The 18,416-nt window shown below is 63.8% G+C and carries 21 protein-coding genes; 9 read left to right on the plus strand and 12 right to left on the minus strand.

The window, feature by feature from the left end; all coding sequences use genetic code 11:
* The first annotated feature begins 42 nt into the window (after positions 1–42).
* Complete coding sequence (locus AC1PPK_RS13920; protein WP_481113647.1) at positions 43–1,476, plus strand: cryptochrome/photolyase family protein; 1,434 nt, start codon at positions 43–45, stop codon at positions 1,474–1,476.
* On the opposite strand, the gene AC1PPK_RS13925 is transcribed toward AC1PPK_RS13920, so the two are convergent.
* From AC1PPK_RS13925 to AC1PPK_RS13940, 4 genes are read right to left on the minus strand one after another with little or no spacing between them, the layout of a single operon-like run.
* Positions 1,473–2,309, minus strand: a complete 837-nt coding sequence (locus AC1PPK_RS13925; protein ID WP_481113648.1) for a class I SAM-dependent methyltransferase — start codon at positions 2,307–2,309, stop codon at positions 1,473–1,475. The two genes, AC1PPK_RS13920 and AC1PPK_RS13925, sit on opposite strands and share 4 nt — an antisense overlap.
* Complete coding sequence (locus AC1PPK_RS13930; protein WP_481113649.1) at positions 2,306–2,875, minus strand: YqiA/YcfP family alpha/beta fold hydrolase; 570 nt, start codon at positions 2,873–2,875, stop codon at positions 2,306–2,308. Before AC1PPK_RS13930 ends, AC1PPK_RS13925 begins: the two co-directional genes overlap by 4 nt.
* Complete coding sequence (locus tag AC1PPK_RS13935) at positions 2,872–3,765, minus strand: alpha/beta hydrolase family protein (RefSeq protein WP_481113650.1); 894 nt, start codon at positions 3,763–3,765, stop codon at positions 2,872–2,874. The genes AC1PPK_RS13930 and AC1PPK_RS13935 overlap by 4 nt, the downstream gene beginning before the upstream one ends.
* A gap of 44 nt (positions 3,766–3,809) precedes the next feature.
* Positions 3,810–4,634 carry an undecaprenyl-diphosphate phosphatase gene (locus tag AC1PPK_RS13940; RefSeq protein WP_481113651.1) on the minus strand — a complete coding sequence of 275 codons (825 nt, stop codon included), beginning with the start codon at positions 4,632–4,634 and terminating at the stop codon, positions 3,810–3,812.
* A 187-nt stretch (positions 4,635–4,821) separates the two neighbouring features.
* On the opposite strand from AC1PPK_RS13940, the gene AC1PPK_RS13945 reads away from it, so the two are divergent.
* Positions 4,822–6,036: an HD-GYP domain-containing protein gene (locus AC1PPK_RS13945; RefSeq protein WP_481113652.1), complete on the plus strand. Its 1,215-nt coding sequence runs from the start codon at positions 4,822–4,824 to the stop codon at positions 6,034–6,036.
* 3 nt (positions 6,037–6,039) lie between these two features.
* Here the strand turns inward: AC1PPK_RS13945 and AC1PPK_RS13950 are convergent, their stop codons facing one another.
* Positions 6,040–6,279: a DUF2789 domain-containing protein gene (locus AC1PPK_RS13950; protein WP_481113653.1), complete on the minus strand. Its 240-nt coding sequence runs from the start codon at positions 6,277–6,279 to the stop codon at positions 6,040–6,042.
* A gap of 125 nt (positions 6,280–6,404) precedes the next feature.
* Here AC1PPK_RS13950 and AC1PPK_RS13955 point away from each other — a divergent pair, with 125 nt between their 5' ends.
* The 4 genes from AC1PPK_RS13955 to AC1PPK_RS13970 all read left to right on the plus strand — a co-directional run bounded on the left by AC1PPK_RS13955 (position 6,405) and on the right by AC1PPK_RS13970 (position 9,661).
* Positions 6,405–6,971 carry a Tll0287-like domain-containing protein gene (locus AC1PPK_RS13955; RefSeq protein WP_481113654.1) on the plus strand — a complete coding sequence of 189 codons (567 nt, stop codon included), beginning with the start codon at positions 6,405–6,407 and terminating at the stop codon, positions 6,969–6,971.
* Positions 6,972–7,061: 90 nt separating this feature from the next.
* Complete coding sequence (locus tag AC1PPK_RS13960) at positions 7,062–7,403, plus strand: hypothetical protein (RefSeq protein WP_481113655.1); 342 nt, start codon at positions 7,062–7,064, stop codon at positions 7,401–7,403.
* Between the two features lie 198 nt (positions 7,404–7,601).
* Positions 7,602–8,267, plus strand: coding sequence for a response regulator (locus AC1PPK_RS13965; protein WP_481113656.1), 666 nt, complete (start codon positions 7,602–7,604; stop codon positions 8,265–8,267).
* Positions 8,264–9,661, plus strand: coding sequence for an ATP-binding protein (locus AC1PPK_RS13970; RefSeq protein WP_481113657.1), 1,398 nt, complete (start codon positions 8,264–8,266; stop codon positions 9,659–9,661). The genes AC1PPK_RS13965 and AC1PPK_RS13970 overlap by 4 nt, the downstream gene beginning before the upstream one ends.
* Positions 9,662–9,691: 30 nt before the next feature.
* On the opposite strand, the gene AC1PPK_RS13975 is transcribed toward AC1PPK_RS13970, so the two are convergent.
* Positions 9,692–10,135 (minus strand): CBS domain-containing protein, encoded by a 444-nt coding sequence (locus AC1PPK_RS13975; protein WP_481113658.1) that lies wholly within the window; start codon positions 10,133–10,135, stop codon positions 9,692–9,694.
* Between the two features lie 349 nt (positions 10,136–10,484).
* Between AC1PPK_RS13975 and AC1PPK_RS13980 the strand changes: the two genes are divergently transcribed.
* A complete protein-coding gene (locus AC1PPK_RS13980) occupies positions 10,485–10,967 on the plus strand; it encodes a hypothetical protein (RefSeq protein WP_481113659.1) in 483 nt (160 codons plus the stop codon).
* Positions 10,968–11,011: 44 nt separating this feature from the next.
* Here AC1PPK_RS13980 and panC read toward each other — a convergent pair whose 3' ends face one another.
* The 6 genes from panC to pcnB form a co-directional block, all read right to left on the minus strand.
* Complete coding sequence (gene panC / locus AC1PPK_RS13985) at positions 11,012–11,839, minus strand: pantoate--beta-alanine ligase (RefSeq protein ID WP_481113660.1); 828 nt, start codon at positions 11,837–11,839, stop codon at positions 11,012–11,014.
* Between the two features lie 9 nt (positions 11,840–11,848).
* Positions 11,849–12,667: a 3-methyl-2-oxobutanoate hydroxymethyltransferase gene (panB, locus tag AC1PPK_RS13990; RefSeq protein WP_481113661.1), complete on the minus strand. Its 819-nt coding sequence runs from the start codon at positions 12,665–12,667 to the stop codon at positions 11,849–11,851.
* Positions 12,668–12,772: 105 nt separating this feature from the next.
* Entirely contained in the window at positions 12,773–13,411 is a 639-nt protein-coding gene (locus tag AC1PPK_RS13995) for a deoxynucleoside kinase (RefSeq protein ID WP_481113662.1), read from the minus strand.
* A 15-nt stretch (positions 13,412–13,426) separates the two neighbouring features.
* The gene (locus AC1PPK_RS14000; RefSeq protein WP_481113663.1) at positions 13,427–13,768 is read right to left on the minus strand and encodes a DMT family protein; all 342 of its coding nucleotides are present in this window, start codon (positions 13,766–13,768) and stop codon (positions 13,427–13,429) included.
* Entirely contained in the window at positions 13,769–14,269 is a 501-nt protein-coding gene (gene folK, locus AC1PPK_RS14005; RefSeq protein WP_481113664.1) for a 2-amino-4-hydroxy-6-hydroxymethyldihydropteridine diphosphokinase, read from the minus strand.
* Positions 14,266–15,600 (minus strand): polynucleotide adenylyltransferase PcnB, encoded by a 1,335-nt coding sequence (gene pcnB / locus AC1PPK_RS14010; RefSeq protein ID WP_481113665.1) that lies wholly within the window; start codon positions 15,598–15,600, stop codon positions 14,266–14,268. The genes folK and pcnB overlap by 4 nt, the downstream gene beginning before the upstream one ends.
* 135 nt (positions 15,601–15,735) lie before the next feature.
* Here pcnB and hyi point away from each other — a divergent pair, with 135 nt between their 5' ends.
* Entirely contained in the window at positions 15,736–16,506 is a 771-nt protein-coding gene (hyi, locus tag AC1PPK_RS14015) for a hydroxypyruvate isomerase (protein WP_481113666.1), read from the plus strand.
* 103 nt (positions 16,507–16,609) lie between these two features.
* On the plus strand, positions 16,610–18,079 hold the full coding sequence (locus AC1PPK_RS14020; RefSeq protein WP_481113667.1) for an amidase: 1,470 nt from the start codon (positions 16,610–16,612) through the stop codon (positions 18,077–18,079).
* The last annotated feature ends 337 nt before the right edge of the window (positions 18,080–18,416 follow it).

Consider the following 18,416-nt stretch of genomic DNA (forward strand, 5'->3'; position numbering starts at 1 on the left):
CATGCTTCGGCCTCCGTGCATCCTTTGCGTCGAGTTCCGTCCATGTCTTCTGCCCTTGTCTGGTTTCGCCGCGATCTGCGCGACTTCGATCATGCGGCGCTGTACCACGCGCTGAAGCACCACGACCAGGTCTTCTGTGCGTTCGTCTTCGATACGGAAATCCTCGATCGTCTGCCCAACCCTTGCGACCGGCGCGTGGAGTTCATCTACGCCAGCGTCGTCGAACTGGATACCGCGCTACGTGGCCGCGGCGGTGGCCTGATCGTCCGCCATGGCTCGGCGCGGGAGTTGATCCCGGCCTTGGCGGCCTTTCTCGGTGTACGCACGGTGTGCACGAACCGGGATTACGAGCCGGCAGCCATCGAACGCGATGCGGACGTGGCGGAGCGCCTGCGCGTGCTGGATATCGGCTTCGCCGATTTCAAGGACCAGGTGATCTTCGAAAAGAGTGAGGTGCTGACCCAGGGCAACTCGCCGTTCTCGGTGTTCACGCCTTACAAGCGGGCCTGGCTGAAGACGCTGACGCCGTTCCATCTCAAGGCTTATCCGGTTGAGAAATACATGGCGCGACTTGTACCGCCGCCAACCGACGAGCTCATGCCGGGCCTCGCAGGACTGGGTTTTGAGAAGACTAATCTGAGCGAGTTGGGCATTACGCCCGGCATGGCGGGCGGGCGCCGGCTGCTCGACGACTTCCTGAAGCGTATTGGCCGCTATAAGGCGAAGCGCGATTTTCCTGCGCAGAAGGGGGTCTCCTACCTGTCGGTGCATCTGCGCTTCGGCACGGTGTCTATCCGTGAGTTGGCGCGGGCGGCCTTCGAGCTGGGCGGCGAGGGGGCGGAAGCCTGGCTGTCGGAGCTGGTCTGGCGGGACTTCTACTTCCAGATCCTGTGGCATCACCCCCATGTGGTGAACGCCAGCTTCAGGCCGGAGTACGACCAAGTGCGCTGGGACGACAGGCCGGAGTGGTTCGCGGCCTGGAGCGCGGGGCGGACCGGCTATCCCATCGTCGATGCGGCGATGCGCCAGATCCTGCACAGTGGTTTCATGCACAATCGCCTGCGGATGATCGTCGCGTCCTTTCTGACCAAGGACCTGGGCATCGACTGGCGCCGGGGGGAGGCCTTCTTCGCCAAGCATCTCAACGATTTCGACCTGGCCGCCAACAATGGCGGCTGGCAATGGGCGGCGTCCACCGGCTGCGATGCGCAGCCCTGGTTCCGCATCTTCAACCCGGTGACCCAGTCGGAGAAATTCGATCCCGACGGCGCCTTCATCCGCCGCTACCTGCCGGAGCTGGCCAAGGTGCCGGCCAAGTTCATCCATGCACCGTGGACCATGCCGCCGATTGATCAGCAGCTGGCCGGCTGCATGATCGGGAAGGACTACCCGGCCCCCATCGTGGATCACGCCCAGGCGCGGGAGCGTACGCTGGCACGCTTCGGCGTGGTGAAGGGAAACCCGGACGAGGCCTAGCGGCGGGCGCTGGCGACGAGGACGGTGCTTTGCAGCGTGTAGCCGTCCGTGTCGCGATGAGGGGCGAGTTCGTCGGCGACGGCTTTCTGCAGGCGCTGTCGTGTTTCATCGGGCAGCCGTGACAGGGCTTCCGCGGCGCCGCCAGCTAGGTCGAGGAAGGCCTGCCAGTAGGCGGTCGGCGTGTCGAAATGGCAGGTGACGGGGCAGGCTTCGATACGGATGTCGGAGAAGCCGGCCTGCGCCACCAGGGCGTTCAGCGCCTCAGGGTCACCGAGACGGAATACCGAGGGGCGTTCAACCTTCGGGGCCGGCAGCAGGCGGGCGATGCAGTTCTGGGCGCAGTGGATCAGCGGCACGTCCGCGCGCGGCCCCCACACGGACAGGGCCAGGCGTCCGCCGGGCTTCAGGACTCGCTGGATCTCTGCCAAGGCCAACGCAGGGTCCGGAAAGATGAACAAGCCGAGGCCGAGCAACGTTACGTCGAAGCTGTGGTCGGCAAAGCTCAGGTGTTCGGCGTCACAGGCTGCAGCGATCAGATCGGAAAGGCCTTCATCGGCGGCGCGGCGCATGCCTTCGGCCAGCATGCCTTCGGCGATGTCGCTGGCCAGCACCCAGCCGCCGGGGGCGACGTAGCGTGCGGCGTCCCGGGCCAGCAGGCCCGGACCGGCGGCCAGGTCGAGGACGTGCTCGCCAGGGCGCGGTGCGGCCAGATCGAGCAGCGCCTCCTGCAGCCCGGCCCTTAGTGGCGCGCCGTCGGCATAGCGCCCAGCGATGCGGTTGAAGCCGCTGCGTTCGAGGGCTTTGAAACGGCGGGCGTCGAAGCTTCCGCTCATGGCAGCAGCCCGGCGAATTGCAGGATCGGGTCGAGGTAGTCGTCCCAGCGCGTGAAGCTGTGATCGCCGCCCTCCAGCACTGTCTGCCGGCAGCCGCTGTAGCGGGCTACTGCGTGGCGGTAGTCGAGGACTTCATCACCGGTTTCCACCATCAGCCAGTAGCGTTCCGGGCGTGTGATTACGGGGACTTCGATGGCCCGCAGTTCGTCGATGTGGGCCTGGGCGAAATCGAAGGTCTCCCCGGTGTACATGTGCGTCTGCGGCCCCAGGTAGGCGGACAGGGACAGTGGCGCGATGACTGCCGGATTGACCAGCACTGCCTGCAGGCCGTGCTTCTCCGCGAGGTGGGTGGTGTAGTAGCCACCGAGGGAGCTGCCGACCAGTGTTGGCGCGCTGGTGCAGCGGGCGATCCGGGCGTCGACCAACGCAATGGCGTCGTGGGCCGAGACCGGCAGTTGTTCGCACCAGAAGGCATCGGCGAGGCCATGTTCGGTTACGCGGGCGTGCAGGCTGCGGGCCTTCCAGGATTCGGGGCCGGAACGGAAGCCGTGGAGGTAGATGATCATTTGTATTCGAAGCGGTCTTCGCTGCGTAGTTGATGCGGAAGCGCAGTGGTGAGCCAGCTGCGGGCCTCAGCGTCCCCGGCCAGATAAGCCTGCCAGAACGCGGTAGATGCGGCCAGCAGTGCCCGCTGGAATGGGGCCGGCTCGCGGCGGAGACGGAATACGGCGCCCTCGGCTGCGCTGGCCTGTCCGGCGAAGTCCAGGTGGTTGCCACCGGCGAAGACCAGCAGGTATTTGTCGCCGGCAGGCATGTGGCGGTAGGGCAGCTCCCGGTTGGCTGCAGTGATGTCGGACAGGCCCATGCCGTCGTCGCGGCTGCCGGTGATGCTGAAGAAAGGCAGGTGGATGCCGCCGAAGCGGTGGTTGAGGCTGGGGCCCTGGTCCGCGAAACGGGCCGACGGGCTGAAGGCGATGACCGCCCGCACGCGTGGGTCGAGGGTAACAGACGGATGCTGCGGGCGGCGTTCGCCGGCCAGCAGCTGGACCGTGACGGCGCCGAAGGAATGGCCCGACAGGCCGATGGCCTGGACATCTGCGATGGCGGCCAGCGCAGGATCGCGGCCGATGCGGGACAGGACGAAACGGATGTCCTCCGCGCGGCGGCCGAGTTCTTCGGGGTTCATCGCAGCCTTCAGGGCGTGACGCAGGCCGAGGGGCGAGTTGTTGCGCAAGAGGCTTGCGTCACTGCCGGGGTGCTGTACCGCGAGGGCCGCAAAGCCCCGAGCGCACCAGTGGACCAGCCAGTCGGCCCCGCCGTCGCGGGAGCCGCCGAGCCCATGGGAGAACAGGATCAGCCCGTGGGGCGCCCGGCCCTCGGGTAGATAGAGCTTGAGCGGTAGCGTACGGGCGCGACGGGTGTCGTGGAGGTCCAGCAGCTGCCGGCTCGTTTGCATGGGTGCGGCAGCTTCGGGAATCGAAGCTGTCGTGGGCTCAGGCGTCAGTGGGCCGTCCATTCGACGAGGCCGAAATGCCAGGTTGCCAGCACGATGACGCCGAAGGCGATGCGGTACCACGCAAACGGCACGAAGTCATGGCTGGAGATGTAGCGCAACAGCCAGCGTACGCAGAAAAAGGCAGAGACAAAGGCGGCGATGAAACCGACGATCCACATGCCGATGTCGTCTGCATTGAGCAGGGCGCGTTCCTTGTAGAGTTCGTAGATGGTTGCGACGCCGAGGGTCGGGATGGCGAGGAAGAAAGAGAACTCGGTCGCGGCTTTGCGGGACAGGCCGAAGAGCATGCCGCCGATGATCGTCGAGCCGGAGCGGGAGGTGCCGGGAATCAGCGCGAAAGCCTGGGCGATACCCATCTTGAGGGCGTCAAGGGGCCGCATGTCATCGACAGTTTCGATGCGGATGCGGTGGTCTCGTCGCTCGGCCCACAGGATCACGAAGGCACCGACGATGAAGGCTGTGGCCACCGGTAGCGGGGCGAACAGCACGGCCTTGATCTTCTTGCCGAAAGCCAGCCCGAGGATGGCCAGTGGCAGGAAGGCGATGAACAGGTTGAGGACCAGCCGGTTGGCTTCACGCTGACGTCCAAGGCCGGCGAAGGTGCTGATGATGCGCTCACGGAACTCCCATACGACGGCCAGGATGGCGCCGGACTGGATGACGATTTCAAACAGCTTGCCCCGGTCGTCATTGAAGTCGAGCAGATCACCGGCCAGAATCAGGTGGCCTGTGCTGGAGATCGGCAGAAACTCGGTGAGGCCTTCGACCACGCCGAGGATCAGGGCTTTGAGAAGCAGGATGATGTCCATGAACGATTGACTGTAAGCAGCTTAGGAAGTCGGGATTATAGCGTTTGTATATCTTGTGCTTTGCAGCACGGGAGCATGGAATTCATCACGATCTGCCTCGGGATGCCTGAGTTGGGAAGTGACGATTTCGGCCTTTTGTGAGAACCTGAGCTTTAAATAATAAAAACGTTAAATTTGTTTAATTCGAATGCTAAAGAAAATCTCCGTCAGTCGCCTTAAAGCGGGAATGTTCGTCCACGAGCTGTGCGGGGACTGGATGTCCCACCCGTTCTGGCGCGCCCAGTTCCTGCTTAAGGGTGAGGACTTGCGCCGCATCGTCGATGCTGGCATTCAGCATGTTTACATCGACACCGCCCGGGGCCTCGACGATATCGAGGCGGTGGCCGCGTCGGAAGTTCAGGCTGCGGTCGAGCAGGAACTCCAGGCCGTGCTTGCGACGCCCGACGATCACGTGCTGCGGGTGTCTGTGCATGAGGAAATGGCCCGCGCGCGCAAGGTGCACGAGCAGGCCCACAAGGTCGTGCGCACGATGATGCGCGATGTGCGCCTAGGGCGGGCGGTGTCGCTGGAGGATGCCGAGCCGGTGGTCGAGGCAATCACGGGTTCGGTGCTGCGCAACAGCGGGGCGCTGCTCGGCCTGATCGGCATCAAGAACAAGGACGACTACACCTTTCTGCATTCGGTCAGCGTATGTACCTTGATGATCGCTTTCGGTCGCTCCCTGGGCCTTTCGGGCGACGAGTTGCGTCAAGGCGGAATCGGTGGCCTGCTGCATGACATCGGAAAGATGCGAGTGCCGGATGCGGTGCTCAACAAGCCCGGTCGGCTGACGGATGCCGAGTTCGACATGATCAAGCGCCATCCCGGTGACGGCCACGCGGTGCTGCTTGAAACGCCGGGCATCGGTCCGGTGCCGCTGGACATCACGCGCCATCACCACGAGCGCCTGGATGGGCATGGCTATCCAGACAAGCTGTCCGGTGATGCGATTTCGACGATGGCGCGGATGGCGGCGATCGTCGATGTGTACGATGCAATCACCGCCGACCGCTGCTACCACAAGGGGCTGCCAGCGGCCGAGGCACTGCGCAAGATGTGGGAGTGGAGCGCCGACCACTTCGACCAGAAGCTGTTGCAGGCTTTCATGCGCTGCGTCGGCATCTATCCGGTGGGGAGCTTGGTACGCCTTGAGTCGGGGCGGCTCGGCGTAGTCATCGAGCAGAACGAAGGCAGCCTGCTGACTCCGCGGGTACGGATCTTCTTCTCGACCCGCTCTAACGGCTATACCAAGCCCGAGGTGATCGATCTGTCCCGACGGCCAGGAAATGTGGATCGCATCGTATCCGCCGAAACGCCGGAGAAATGGGGCGTAGATCCCCGGCGCTTCCTGTTGCAGGAATAGACTTCAGCCGGCCGCGCGCAACTGGACATCGAGGGTGTCGATCACGGCGCTCCAGTCGGCGTCCTCCGCAATCTCGTTCTTCAGGAAAGCCGCCTGAACGGGCGACCAGAAGGGCGCCTCGCTCAAGGGAACATCGTGGGGCAGCGGCGCATGGGCGGCGATGAAGGCGTCGATGGCACTGCTTTCACTGGGCAGCCCAAGCTGGGCAAACAGGTTGGCGATGTTGTGGATGTGCGATTCCATGACGATCTCCTGACGTTGGTGATGGGGGTTAATGTTGGTCCGATAAGGAAGTTACAGGTTCCCTCGACTGGTGCCGGCGGCATGACATCGTATATATTAGTTTTTTCTAATTAACGAGGTCCGTTATGCTCCGTTTTTCCCTTGTGACTCTTGCCTGTATCACCGTCAACGTCCAGGCTCAGGACCTGGAGGCGCTCAAGCTCGACACCCGTACGCGGGCACTGCCAGTGCTGCCGAAGGTGGTCGCGATGATGAAGGAAACCGTTGTCGCCAAGGGCGCGGTGGACGCGATCCCCGTCTGCAAGGACAAGGCTCCGCAGTTGATCAAGGAGCAGTCCGACAAGACTGGCTGGCAGATGCGCCGCGTGAGCCTCAAGACGCGTAACCCGGAGCGGGGGGCGCCTGATGTCTGGGAGGCGCGCCAACTGGCCGAGTTCAACATCCGTGCGGCCAACGGCGAAAAAGCCGACACGCTCGAGGCTGGCGAGGTCATCAGTGAGAACGGCAAGCAGGTCTATCGTTATATCAAGGCCATTCCGGTCGGGGACGTATGCCTGGCCTGCCACGGTGCACGAGAGGGGCTGGATACGGCGCTGAAGGAACAATTGGCGCGCAGCTACCCGCACGATCGGGCCGTGGATTATCAGTTGGGCCAGATCCGTGGTGCCCTGAGCGTCCAGCGCCCGCTGTAGGGGCCTGGTGCTTGATGGCTGAAACCCGTTGATGCCGTTTGGGACTCCCGTATCATGCGGGCGGTATTCAATTTTCCAACGAGGTTTAGCTTGAAAATCCTGGCAACCCTAATGATCCTTGCCGGCCTGGCCGGTTCTGCCGAGGCTTGCGGCCGCTACCACGACGACTGGGGTGGCAGCGACAAGGCGGCGCATTTCGGCGTTTCCGCCGCGCTCGGTGTCGGTGCATCGCGGCTGTCGTCCGATCCTTGGACGGCCTTCGGTTTGGCGCTGGCTCCTGGTGTGGCCAAGGAGATTTACGACTCCCAGCAGGACTGCAACCGCTTTTCGTGGAAGGATCTGGCCTGGGATGCAGTCGGCGCGTACGTGGGCGTGCGGGCCGGCAACTGGGTGCTTGGGCCGACCGGTGCGTCTTATCGCCTTAGCTTCTGAGGGGCCGACGCGATAGTGAACCGGCGATAAGGATTCCCTAAGGGACGCGAGCTAAAGTGGTCACGAACTCCGCTGGAGGACGTGGTCGCCGGGAAGCGTGCCGACTTGTGCGATCCTGTCCAGCCGCAGGAGAGGGGATGTCCTCTTCTGCGGCTGTTTTCATTTCAAGTTGCATGTTGTTTGAAGGAGTCGCGCCGGATGCGTGTTCTTCTGGTTGAGGATGACCGCCTGCTGGGCGATGGTGTGAAGGCGGGACTCACGGGGGCCGGCTTCGTGGTGGACTGGGTCCGCGATGGGGAGGCTGCACTGGCCGCATTGGGCTGCGAGAGCTTTGCCGCGGTCCTGCTCGATCTTGGCCTGCCGCGCAAGGATGGCGTTGCCGTACTGGCAGCGCTGCGCGCCGTTGGCAATCCCGTACCCGTGCTGGTGCTGACGGCCCGCGACCAGGTGGCTGACAAGGTTCGGGCCCTTGATCAGGGGGCGGACGACTACGTTGTCAAGCCTTTCGACTTGGATGAACTGGCGGCCCGCCTGCGGGCGCTGGTCCGGCGTTCCCAGGGGCGGGCGGACGCCTGCCTGCGCCATGGCGAGCTGACGCTCGATCCGGCCGCCCGGACGGTGACGCTGAAGGGTGAGCCAGTGCTGCTGACCGGCAAGGAGTTCGAACTGCTGCGTATGCTGCTCGATGCCGCGGGGAGGGTGTTGACCCGCCGGGTGCTCGACGAGCAGCTCTACGCCTGGGGTGATGCGGTGGAGAGCAATGCGCTGGAGGTGCACATCCACCATCTGCGCCGCAAGCTCGGCAGCGAGTTGATCCGCACTGTCCGTGGGGTGGGCTACATGGTGGACGAGGCACCCCGGTGACGGCGGCTCGTTCCGTCTATTCCCTGCGCCGCCGCCTGGTGGCGATGCTGATCGTGGCCGTCGCAGCCTTGTGGAGCCTGTCGGCGGTCGTGGCCTTTCGCATTGCCCACGAGGAGGCTGATGAGCTCTTCGATGCCCAGCTCATGCAGGTGGCGGAGACCCTGCTGGCCATCGTGGCAGCCGGGCAGTCGCCCCAAGTCGCCCAGGAGATGGCTGAGCACCAGCATGCCTACCAGTTGCCGGTGGCCTTTCAGGCCCTGATGCACGACGACAAGGGCCGCTGGCAATTGCTGGTGCGCTCTGCGGAGATGCCGGAGCGGCCGGTGACCCTGCAGACCGGCTTCGATGAGCATGAACTCGATGGTGAGTTGTGGCGCTTCGTCACCATCGACCATGGCCACAGCCCCTATAGGGTGATCGTCGGCCAGAACCATAGTGCGCGTTATCGCCTGGCCGGTGAGGTGGCCCTGCACCTGCTGCTGCCGATCCTGTTCGGGCTGCCGCTGATCGCTGTCGCGATCTGGGCGGTGGTGAGCCGGGCCCTGCGCCCGGTACAGGCCGTTGCCACGGCGGTGGGCGGGCTGGATGCGCGCCGGCTGGCTCCGGTGCAGGTCGAGGGGGCGCTGCCGCAGGAAATCGCACCGCTGGTCGGTTCGCTCGATGCGCTGGTGTCCCGGGTGACCGAAGTACTCGACCACGAACGGCGCTTCACCGCCGACGCCGCCCATGAACTGCGCACTCCGCTCGCGGCCGTCAAAATCCAGGCCCAGGTGGCGCGCAGAGCGACGGATGAGGGCGTCCGCTCTCATGCGCTGGATCAGGTCCTGTCAGGGGTCGAGCGCATGACTCACCTGGTCGAGCAGTTGCTGACGCTGGCGCGCCTGGACCCGGAAGGACGAGGAGCGATGGACAGCCCTGTGGACCTCGCCGAGCTTGCTGAAACCGTGTGCTCCATTCTGACGCCCCAGGCCTTGCGCCGCGGGCAGAGTCTGGAGCTCGAACCGGGCTGTGGCCTAGTGGTCGGCGGCAACCGCTGGTGGCTGGAGGTGTTGATACGGAATCTGGTGGACAACGCGCTGCGCTATTCGCCCGAAGGCGGGCGTGTCGTCGTGCAGGTCGATGCCACCACGGCTAGGCTGCGGGTTGCCGACAATGGCCCAGGTATTGCGCCGGAACTGCGAGAGCAGATGCTGACTCGCTTTGCGCGGGGGGCTGGCAATGATGCGGATGGTTGCGGGCTGGGTTTGTCCATCGTTGCCCGCATTGTCGACATTGCCGGCGCCCGGCTGGATTTCGAACCCGGCCTGCCACGAGAAGGTGGATACGGGATGGCCGTCGTGGTGCGCTTTCCTGCGTTGTGTGCCTTGCCCGGTGAGGGGCAGGGCGGGCCTTGAGCCGGTTTCCCCGGGCCCGCAGACAGGGTTTCAGGTGGCCAGATCGCCGGCGATGTAGCCAGCCAGATGGTTGATGGTGGCCTGCTGCTGCTCCATCACTGATTTCACCGCGTCGCCGATGCTGACGATGCCGACCACTTTGCCATGATCCACGACTGGCAGGTGCCGTACGTGGTTGTTGGTGATGATGCACATGCAGTCGTCCACCGTATGGGTGGGGGATACGGTGAGTACGTTGGGCGTCATCAGATCGCCGACCTTGGTGTCTTTGGAAGCCAGCCCCTTGAGGACGACCTTTCGGGCGTAGTCGCGCTCCGTGAAGATACCGGCCAGTCGCTCGCCTTGCATGACCAGAACCGCGCTCACGTTATGTTCGGCCATCAGGTGGAGGGCCTGCAACACGGTCGTGTCGGGTGTCACTGCGTGGCAGGCGGAGCCCTTGGCCTGAAGAATCTGTTGAACCGTTGCAGCCATTGTCTTGAACCCTCCTTATTGTTCGTCTCCTCAGGGCCTGTAGCCCTCTGCTACAGGCTAGTCAGAGTGTATAGCTTGGGTGGAAGAGCGCAAGAGTGCAAGCCGCTGTGCGCCACTTTCGGAGTGTTCGGAGGGGCCGCGTGGCCCGGTATCGTCCGGGTGGCCCTTCGAATGCCCGGAGAGGGTACTGGCCGCGTTCGAGCCCTGCCCGCCGGGATGTGAGCCAATTCACGCCGGCATTCAAAAATGGCGTAGTACGTCGCGCATCGTGATTTTTTGGGCACGGCTCATTTGGGCGGCTGCTTACTCTTGAGGCGTCGGAGTAAGTGAAGTCGGATTGAGGTGCATCATGCTCATCGTATTGATTGGTGGTTTCGGTGTGTTCGCGCTGACGGTCATTGCCGTTCAGACTTGGCGTGAACGTAAAGCAGAGCAGAGGCGCCTGGCTCAAGAATGGGAAATCCTGTTGACACGGATGTTCGCTGCCCAGGCCATGGGGCAGCATCGGCTCGTGCGCGAACAGATCCTGCACTCCTGCCGGGGGCTCGATCAAGGGTTGGTACCGCAGCCGCAGGTCCCGCATCTGAAGGCCCGTCTGGCCAGTTTGCTGCTTCAAGACCCGGTTTATCCTTCTGTGCTGCAGGAGATCAGGCTCGCTTGTACGGCGCAGCTCGAAGTGAGTGAATTCAGCCTGGCGGTGAGCCTGCGTGAATTCCTCATTGAGGATATCCGCCAATGTCTGGCCCTCGCTGAAGCTTTTGGACAGGTTGAGCGCCGGGGCGAGCAAGGCGATGCCCGGGTGGCGGCGAGTTTCCACCACGTGACAACATAGAATGAAGAAGGGCGGCCTGTTCGGGCCGCCCTTCTTATTTGCGTTCAGATCTCCAGATTGTCGATCAGGCGGGTGGTGCCGAGTCGTGCGGCACCCAGTACAACCAGTGCCTCATCGTCCTTTCCTGGGGCCTGCAGGTCGCTGCGACGCCGGACGGTGATGTAGTCGGGACGCCAGCCGTGGGCGGCGAGTTCGGCAGTAGCTTCGGTTTCCAGTTTCAAAAAGTCCCGCTCGCCGGCGGCGATGCGCTCGCGGATCCATACCAGTTGACGATTGAGGCGCGGTGCTTCGGCCCGTTCGGCGGCGCTCAAGTAGCCGTTGCGGGACGAAAGGGCAAGGCCGTCGTCGGCGCGGATGGTTTCGCCGGCGATGATCTCTATGGGCAGGGCCAGTTCGCGGACCATGTTGCGCAGCACCATCAGTTGCTGGTAGTCCTTCTTGCCGAACAGTGCGATGTCTGGCTGCACGATGTTGAACAGCTTCAGCACCACAGTAGCGACGCCGCCAAAGTGACCAGCCCGCACCGCGCCTTCCAGGATGTTCACGTGGGCCGGGTCGGGCTCGACGTGATAGTGCTGGGGCGCTGGGTACATCTCCTTTTCATCCGGGGCGAACAGAAAGTCTACGCCGGCGGCCTCGAGGCGTGCCGAGTCGTCGGCCAGCGTGCGCGGGTACTTGTCGAAATCCTCGCTGGGACCGAACTGCAGGCGATTGACGAAGATACTCGCCACCACCACGTCGGCCTGCGTGCGTGCTTCGCGCATCAGCGCGATGTGGCCGTCGTGGAGGTTGCCCATGGTGGGGACAAAGGCGACACGCCCGGCCCCGGCAAGGGCCGCGCGCAGGCCGACGATAGTGTGATGGGTCTGCATTGAAGGCTTTCAGTAGCTGTGTTCGGGGCCGGGGAAACGGCTCGTCTTGACGTCGGCGACGTAGCGGCCGACGGCCTCGTCGATGCTCGTTGCGCCGTCCATGAAGTTCTTGGCGAAACGCGGACGCTTGCCGTGGAAGACGCCCAGCAGGTCGTGCAGCACCAGCACCTGGCCGTGGCAGTCCACACCGGCACCGATGCCGATGGTTGCCATCGATGTCAGACTGGCGGTGACGTCGGCGGCGAGGGTCGAGGGCACCATCTCCAGCACGACCATTGCCGCACCGGCCTGTTCAAGGGCCAGCGCATCGGCCTTGAGGGTTGCTGCTGCTTCCTCGCTGCGGCCTTGCACGCGGTAGCCGCCGAGCTGATGGACGGATTGCGGCGTGAGGCCGATATGGGCGCACACGGGCACGCCTCGTTCGACCAGGAAGCGCACCGTCTCTGCCATGAACGCGCCGCCTTCGAGCTTGACCATCTGTGCGCCGGCCGCCATCAGTCGCGCTGAGTTGCGCATGGCCTGGGCGGGGTTCTCGGTGTAGCTGCCGAAGGGCAGGTCGGTGACGATCAGCGGGCGATTGCAGCCGCGGGCCACGCACTCGGTGTGATAGACCATGTGTTCCATGGTCACCGGCAGCGTGGTCTTCTGTCCCTGCAGCACGTTGCCGAGGGAGTCTCCGATCAGGATCACGTCCACGCCGTTGCGTTCCAGCAATGCCGCGAAGCTGGCGTCGTAACCGGTGAGCATGGTGATCTTGCGACCCTCGGCGCGCATCTTGCCGAGTTCGAAAATGGTCACGGGTTTGTCGTTATCTTGCAGATAGCTCATGGAAGATCCTCCTCGCGGCGGCAGTTAACCCCAATCTTGTGCAGGGCACAAGAGGGGGCGGCAGCAAAGAAAGCAAAAGCGTAAGGCGGGAGTGGGGCGTGGGCGTCAGCCGGCGTAGCCGAAGAATTCCCGGTAGCTGCGCATGGCGAGCAGGCGGGAGTACAGCAGTTCGAAATCTTCCGCCTTGTCCACGGGGTTGAGGGACTCGGCATTGACGATGAACAGCGGCGCGGCGTCGTAGTGATGGAAAAAGTTGGCATAGCGCTGGGCGACCCGTTCCACGTAGGGTTCGCTGAGCTTGCGCTCGGACTCCACGCCGCGTTTGCGTACGCGCTCGACCAGGACTTCAGGCTGGGCCTGCAGGTAGATCACCAGGTCGGGCTTGCGGACCGTCGGCTTGAGGCGGGCGTAGAGTTGCCGGTAGAGATGCAGTTCGTCTTCGGCCAGCGTCAGCTCGGCGAACAGCGGGTCCTTGTCGATCAGGAAATCGGAGACCACCCGGCGCTGGGGGTTATGCTCGTGATCGAAGGCGGCGAGTTGCTCGCTGCGCTGGAACAGGAAGGCGATCTGCGTGGCCAGACCCCAGCGTTCGATGTTCTGGTAAAAGCGCCCGAGAAAGGGATTGGCGGCCGGATTTTCGAGCAGCAGTTCCGCGCTAAGGCGGTCGGCCAGTCGCCGGGCGAGGGTGGTCTTGCCTGCGCCAATAGGGCCTTCGACAACAATGTAGCGCGCTTTTTCGAGCATGGCTTGCTCCGCCTTTCAGGCCCGGAATATGAAGTAAACAGCCCCTAGGATACACAGGGCAGCCCACAGATAGTCAAGCTTGAGGGGTTGCTGCATGTAGAGAAGCGCGAAGGGAACGAACACCGTGAGGGTGATCGCCTCCTGCATGATCTTCAACTGGGCGAGGTTGAGTTCCTGTGCGCCGATGCGGTTGGCCGGCACCTGAAGAAGGTATTCGAACAGCGCGATGCCCCAGCTGATGAATGCTGCCACGTACCAGGGCGCGGTGGCCAGGTTCTTCAGGTGGCCGTACCACGCGAAGGTCATGAAGATATTGGAGGCCGACAGCAGCAGGGCAGTCTGGATCCAGATCGGCATTCAGAGGGGCTCGGTACGGGTAATGGCCTGGTCGGCGACGGACGGCAGGAAATCCCGGCCCGCGCCGAGAGTCGGCAGGACGATGTCCGGTGCGACTTCCAGCAGCGGTAGTAGCACGAAGGCACGCTGGTGCATGCGCGGGTGGGGCAGGGTGAGCTCGGTTTCCTGCATCTGCAGTTCGCCGTAGAGCAGCAGGTCGAGGTCGAGCGTGCGCGGGGCGTTGGGCACGCTGCGCACTCGGCCGTGGCGGGCCTCAATGGCGAGCAAGTGGCGCAGCAGCGCCAGCGCCGGCATTTCGGTATCCACCGCCACCACGGCATTGATGAAGTCTGGTTGGTTGAGGAGGCCGACCGGAGCACTGCGGTACAGGGACGAGCGAGCCACGACCCGCGTGCCGGGAAGGGTGCCGAGGTCATCGACGGCTGCCCGCAGGTGTTTGACCGGTTCGCCGATGTTGGCGCCGAGCGCCACGTAGGCGCGGGTGACTGCTACGCTGCTCATTCTGCCGACGGCGCCCCTGCGGGCTTCTTGCGGCGACGGCGCTTGCGGGCAGCGCCGCTCTTGTCGGGGACCAGCATGCCTTCGCGGGCGTCCGGGTTGGCGTCGGCAAAGGCGTCCCACCAGTCGGGCAGTTCCATCGGAATCTCGCCTGACTGGGCGCGCAGGCGCAGGAAGTCCCAGCCAGCCCGGTAACGTGGCTGCTCAAGCAGGCGGTACGGCGTCTTGCCGGCGCGCTTCTCGAAGCGCGGCTGCAGGGCCCAGATTTCCTTGATGTCGCCAACGATGCGGCGGGTGATCGCGAGTTTGCCGGACTGCCGGTCGAGGACCGCGTCCATCGCCTCGAACAGCGCGGGCTGGGAATGTTCGCCCTTTTCCTTGCGGGCTTCCCAGTCGGCCAGCACTTCGTGCCACAGCAACGTGGCGAACAGGAAGCCAGGAGACACAGGTTTGCCCTGCCGGACGCGCTCGTCGGTATTTTCGAGGGACAGCCAGACGAAGCGCTCACCCAGCGGCTGCTCGAGGATCACGTCGAGCAGCGGTAGCAGACCGTGGTGCAGGCCTTCCTCGCGCAGCTGGCGCAGGCACTTGACTGCGTGGCCGGACATCAGCAGCTTGAGCATCTCATCGAAGAGGCGGGCCGGCGGCACGTTCTCGAGGAGGCTGGCCATCTCGCGGATCGGTGCCCGCGCCGCGGGGTCGATGGTGAGGCCCAGTTTGGCGCCGAGGCGGGCGGCACGCAGCATGCGCACAGGGTCCTCGCGGTAGCGCACACGCGGTTCGCCGATCATGCGGAGGGTCTTCTGCTGCAAGTCGGCAACGCCGTGATGGTAGTCCACCACCGTTTCGTCGGTGGGATTGTAGTACAACGCATTGACTGTGAAGTCGCGGCGGGTGGCGTCCTCTGCCATCGAGCCGAACACGTTGTCGCGTAGCACGCGGCCGTGCTCGTCAGTCTCGGCGGATTCGGCGTCCTGCATCGCGCGGAAGGTGGAGACCTCGATGGTTTCCGGGCCGCTCATGACGTGTACGATCTTGAAGCGGCGGCCGATGATGCGCGAGCGGCGAAACAGCGCGCGGACCTCTTCCGGCGTGGCGCTGGTGGCGACGTCGAAATCCTTCGGCGTCTGGCCGACGATGATGTCGCGGACCGCACCGCCGACGACGTAGGCCTTGTGCCCGTTTTCCTGAAGGACGGCGCAGACCTTGTTGGCGGCAGGGGAGATTTGTTCCCGGCGGACTCCGTGGCGATTGACGGGGATGACCGCGGGTTCGGGCAGGGCATTGGCAGGTGCGGCGCGGCGAAACACTCGGCGCAGCAGTTTGCGGATCATTGGCGGGGCTTGGATTATTGGGGTCAAGTCGCGCATGATAACCCATCAGGCGGTCGGGTTTGGCTTCCGCGGCGGTCCTTGTGGTCGTTGGGAAGCGTGTCCGGACGCAATTCCTATCTGCTGGAGACTTACGCGATGCTGCGCTTCTCTGCCAATTTGTCTTTCCTCTTCCTCGACAAACCTTTCCTGGACCGTTTCGCGGCTGCAGCGGAAGCGGGCTTCAAGGGGGTCGAACTCCACTTTCCCTACGCTTTTCCCCTCGACGAAGTAGCGGATGCTGCCCGGCGGGCAGCGGTGGAGGTGGTGCTGTTCAATTTTCCTGCCGGTGACTGGGCGGGCGGCGAACGAGGTATTGCCTGCCTGCCTGAGCGGGTGGCCGAATTCCGTGAAGGTGTGCTCGAGGCTGCGCGCTATGCGGAAGGACTGAACTGCCCACGCATCAATTGCCTCGCTGGCCTTCGGCCGGCCGATAGCGATGAAGCACTGCTGCACGAAACCCTGGTGGACAACCTGCGTTTTGCAGCCGATACCCTGGCCCCGGTGGAACGCCAAGTGTTGATGGAACCGCTCAACAGCCGCGATACGCCGGGCTTTCTGGTTGATCGCACTGCGCCGGCACTGGTGCTGCTGAATGCTGCCGAACGTCCGAACTTGTTCCTGCAGTACGACATCTACCATGCCCAGGTAATGGAGGGCGATCTGGCCCGGACGCTGAGCATCCATTTGCCGCGCATCGGCCACATTCAGCTGGCGGACAATCCGGGGCGCCATCAGCCGGGCACGGGTGAGATCAACTTCCCCTTCCTGTTCAAGCACCTGCGTGGCCTGGGCTACAACGGCTGGATCGGCTGTGAGTACGTCCCGAGCGGGCCGACGGAGGATTCATTTGGCTGGATGGCTGCCTAGTAGCGGACCACGCCGCCGTTCAAGTGCACGAAAATGTCCATGGGGTAAATGCTGTTCGGGTCGAAGCTGTTAGGCTGCGGGTGTCCAACACAGGAGCGCGCCCATGTCTGACCTCGATTTCCCCTGGACGGCGTCGTCTGCCGCCGCCGCCCTGTCGGCCGGCTCCGTGTCGGCTACGGAGCTGCTGGAGCACTGCCTGGCGCGTATAGACCGCTTCAATCCGAGTCTGAATGCGCTTGTGACGGTGGACGTTCCGGCCGCGCGAAAGGCCGCGCTGGATGCGGATGGCAGGTTTGCTGCCGGCGAGCGCCTCCCGCTGCAGGGGATCCCGATTTCCGTCAAGGATTCCTTCGCTACCCGGGATTTGCGCACTACCGCCAGCTACGGGCCGCTCGCTGATCACGTGCCCGACCGGGACGCCTGCGTGGTCGGCCGGCTGCGGGCGGCGGGGGCAATCGTGGTCGGGAAGAGCAATCTGCCAGAGCTGGCCGGCGCCCCCCATTGCTGGAGCCCCTTGTTCGGCTTGACGCGTAACCCCTGGAGCCCGGCACTGACACCCGGCGGAAGCTCGGGTGGGGCGGCCGTCGCCGTGGCGGCTGGCTTTTCGCTGCTTGAGGTCGGCAGCGACATCGGCGGTTCAATCCGCATTCCGGCAGCCTATTGCGGCGTGTTTGGCTTGAAGGCTACCGAGAACAGGATTCCGCGCACCGGTCATATTCCGCATCTGCCCGATCACTTAGGCGGCGAGCGTAGTGTGCGGCACATGCTGTCCTTCGGGCTGCTCTCCCGCTCGGTGGCAGACCTGCAACTGGGGTTTGGCGTGATCGCCGGGCCGGACGGGATCGATACGGAAGTGCCGCCGTGGCGGCCTGAGCCGATCACGACGATGCCCGGACGGCCTTTGCGTCTTGCCTTGTGGGAGGACGCTGGTCTGCCCCTGTGCGAGCGAACCCGTGCGGCCCTTGCCCGCATGGCCGGCAGGCTTGAGGCCGCTGGGCATCGAGTGGAACGCAGGTCACCGCCAGGCCTTGACCTGTTGCGCCTTCACAGGCTTTTCGGAATCATCGGCGGGGCGGAGATAGGGCTCGGTATGCCAGCCTGGCAGCGGAGGCTGTTGCTGGTGGCGGGACACCTTCTACCGAGATCCGAGGTGCTGGCACGGGCGTTTGTAAACGGTCTGAGTTTCAACCTGCGTGATTACAACCAAGCCCTGAATGCGCGGGAAGCGGCAATTTCCAGTCTGGAAAGCTTTCTGGGGGACCTTGATGGATTGTTGTGTCCTGCCGCCTGTACGGTGGCTTATACGGGGCGGCCGATGCCTGCCTGGGTCAAGCCGCCATCCATGCAGGTGGATGGGCGGAAGCTGCCGTACCTGGAGGCGACCATCGGCTGGACCGCGCCCTTTTCGTTGATCGGCAGTCCGGTTGTCACTATGCCGATCGGCATTGAGGCCGGGCTGCCGGTTGGTGTCCAGCTTGTCGGGCGACGCTGGCAAGACGAGGCGCTGATGATGGTGGCTGCGCGGCTGGAGGGTGTTCTTGGCGGATTTGTGTCTCCGCCTCTGGATTCTTGAACGAGCCGGGGAAGCTTGGTGACGGGCCTTCGTGCCGATGTATGGTGAAAATGATTCCAGAAGGCTGGATGCATTTCTTTTCGTGGCGATACCAGTGTTGTCTCTGATCTGTGCGTGGATGGGGCTTGGCTCTGTGGGGTGCCTATCCGACCGGTGTCGGACAGAAATGGGCACTTGTGATAGGGGCATAAAATACCCGTTCAACATCGGGCGAAAAATGGTGAAAATGTCACGGATACGTTCTGAAAGATTATGTAAGGCGTAAGGGAGTGCCGGTATATCCAAAATTAACAGTTAATATTATTGGATTGGAGGTTGTCGTCGATCACGGATCGGC

The sequence above is a fragment of the Zoogloea sp. JDB1 genome (genome assembly GCF_056724025.1).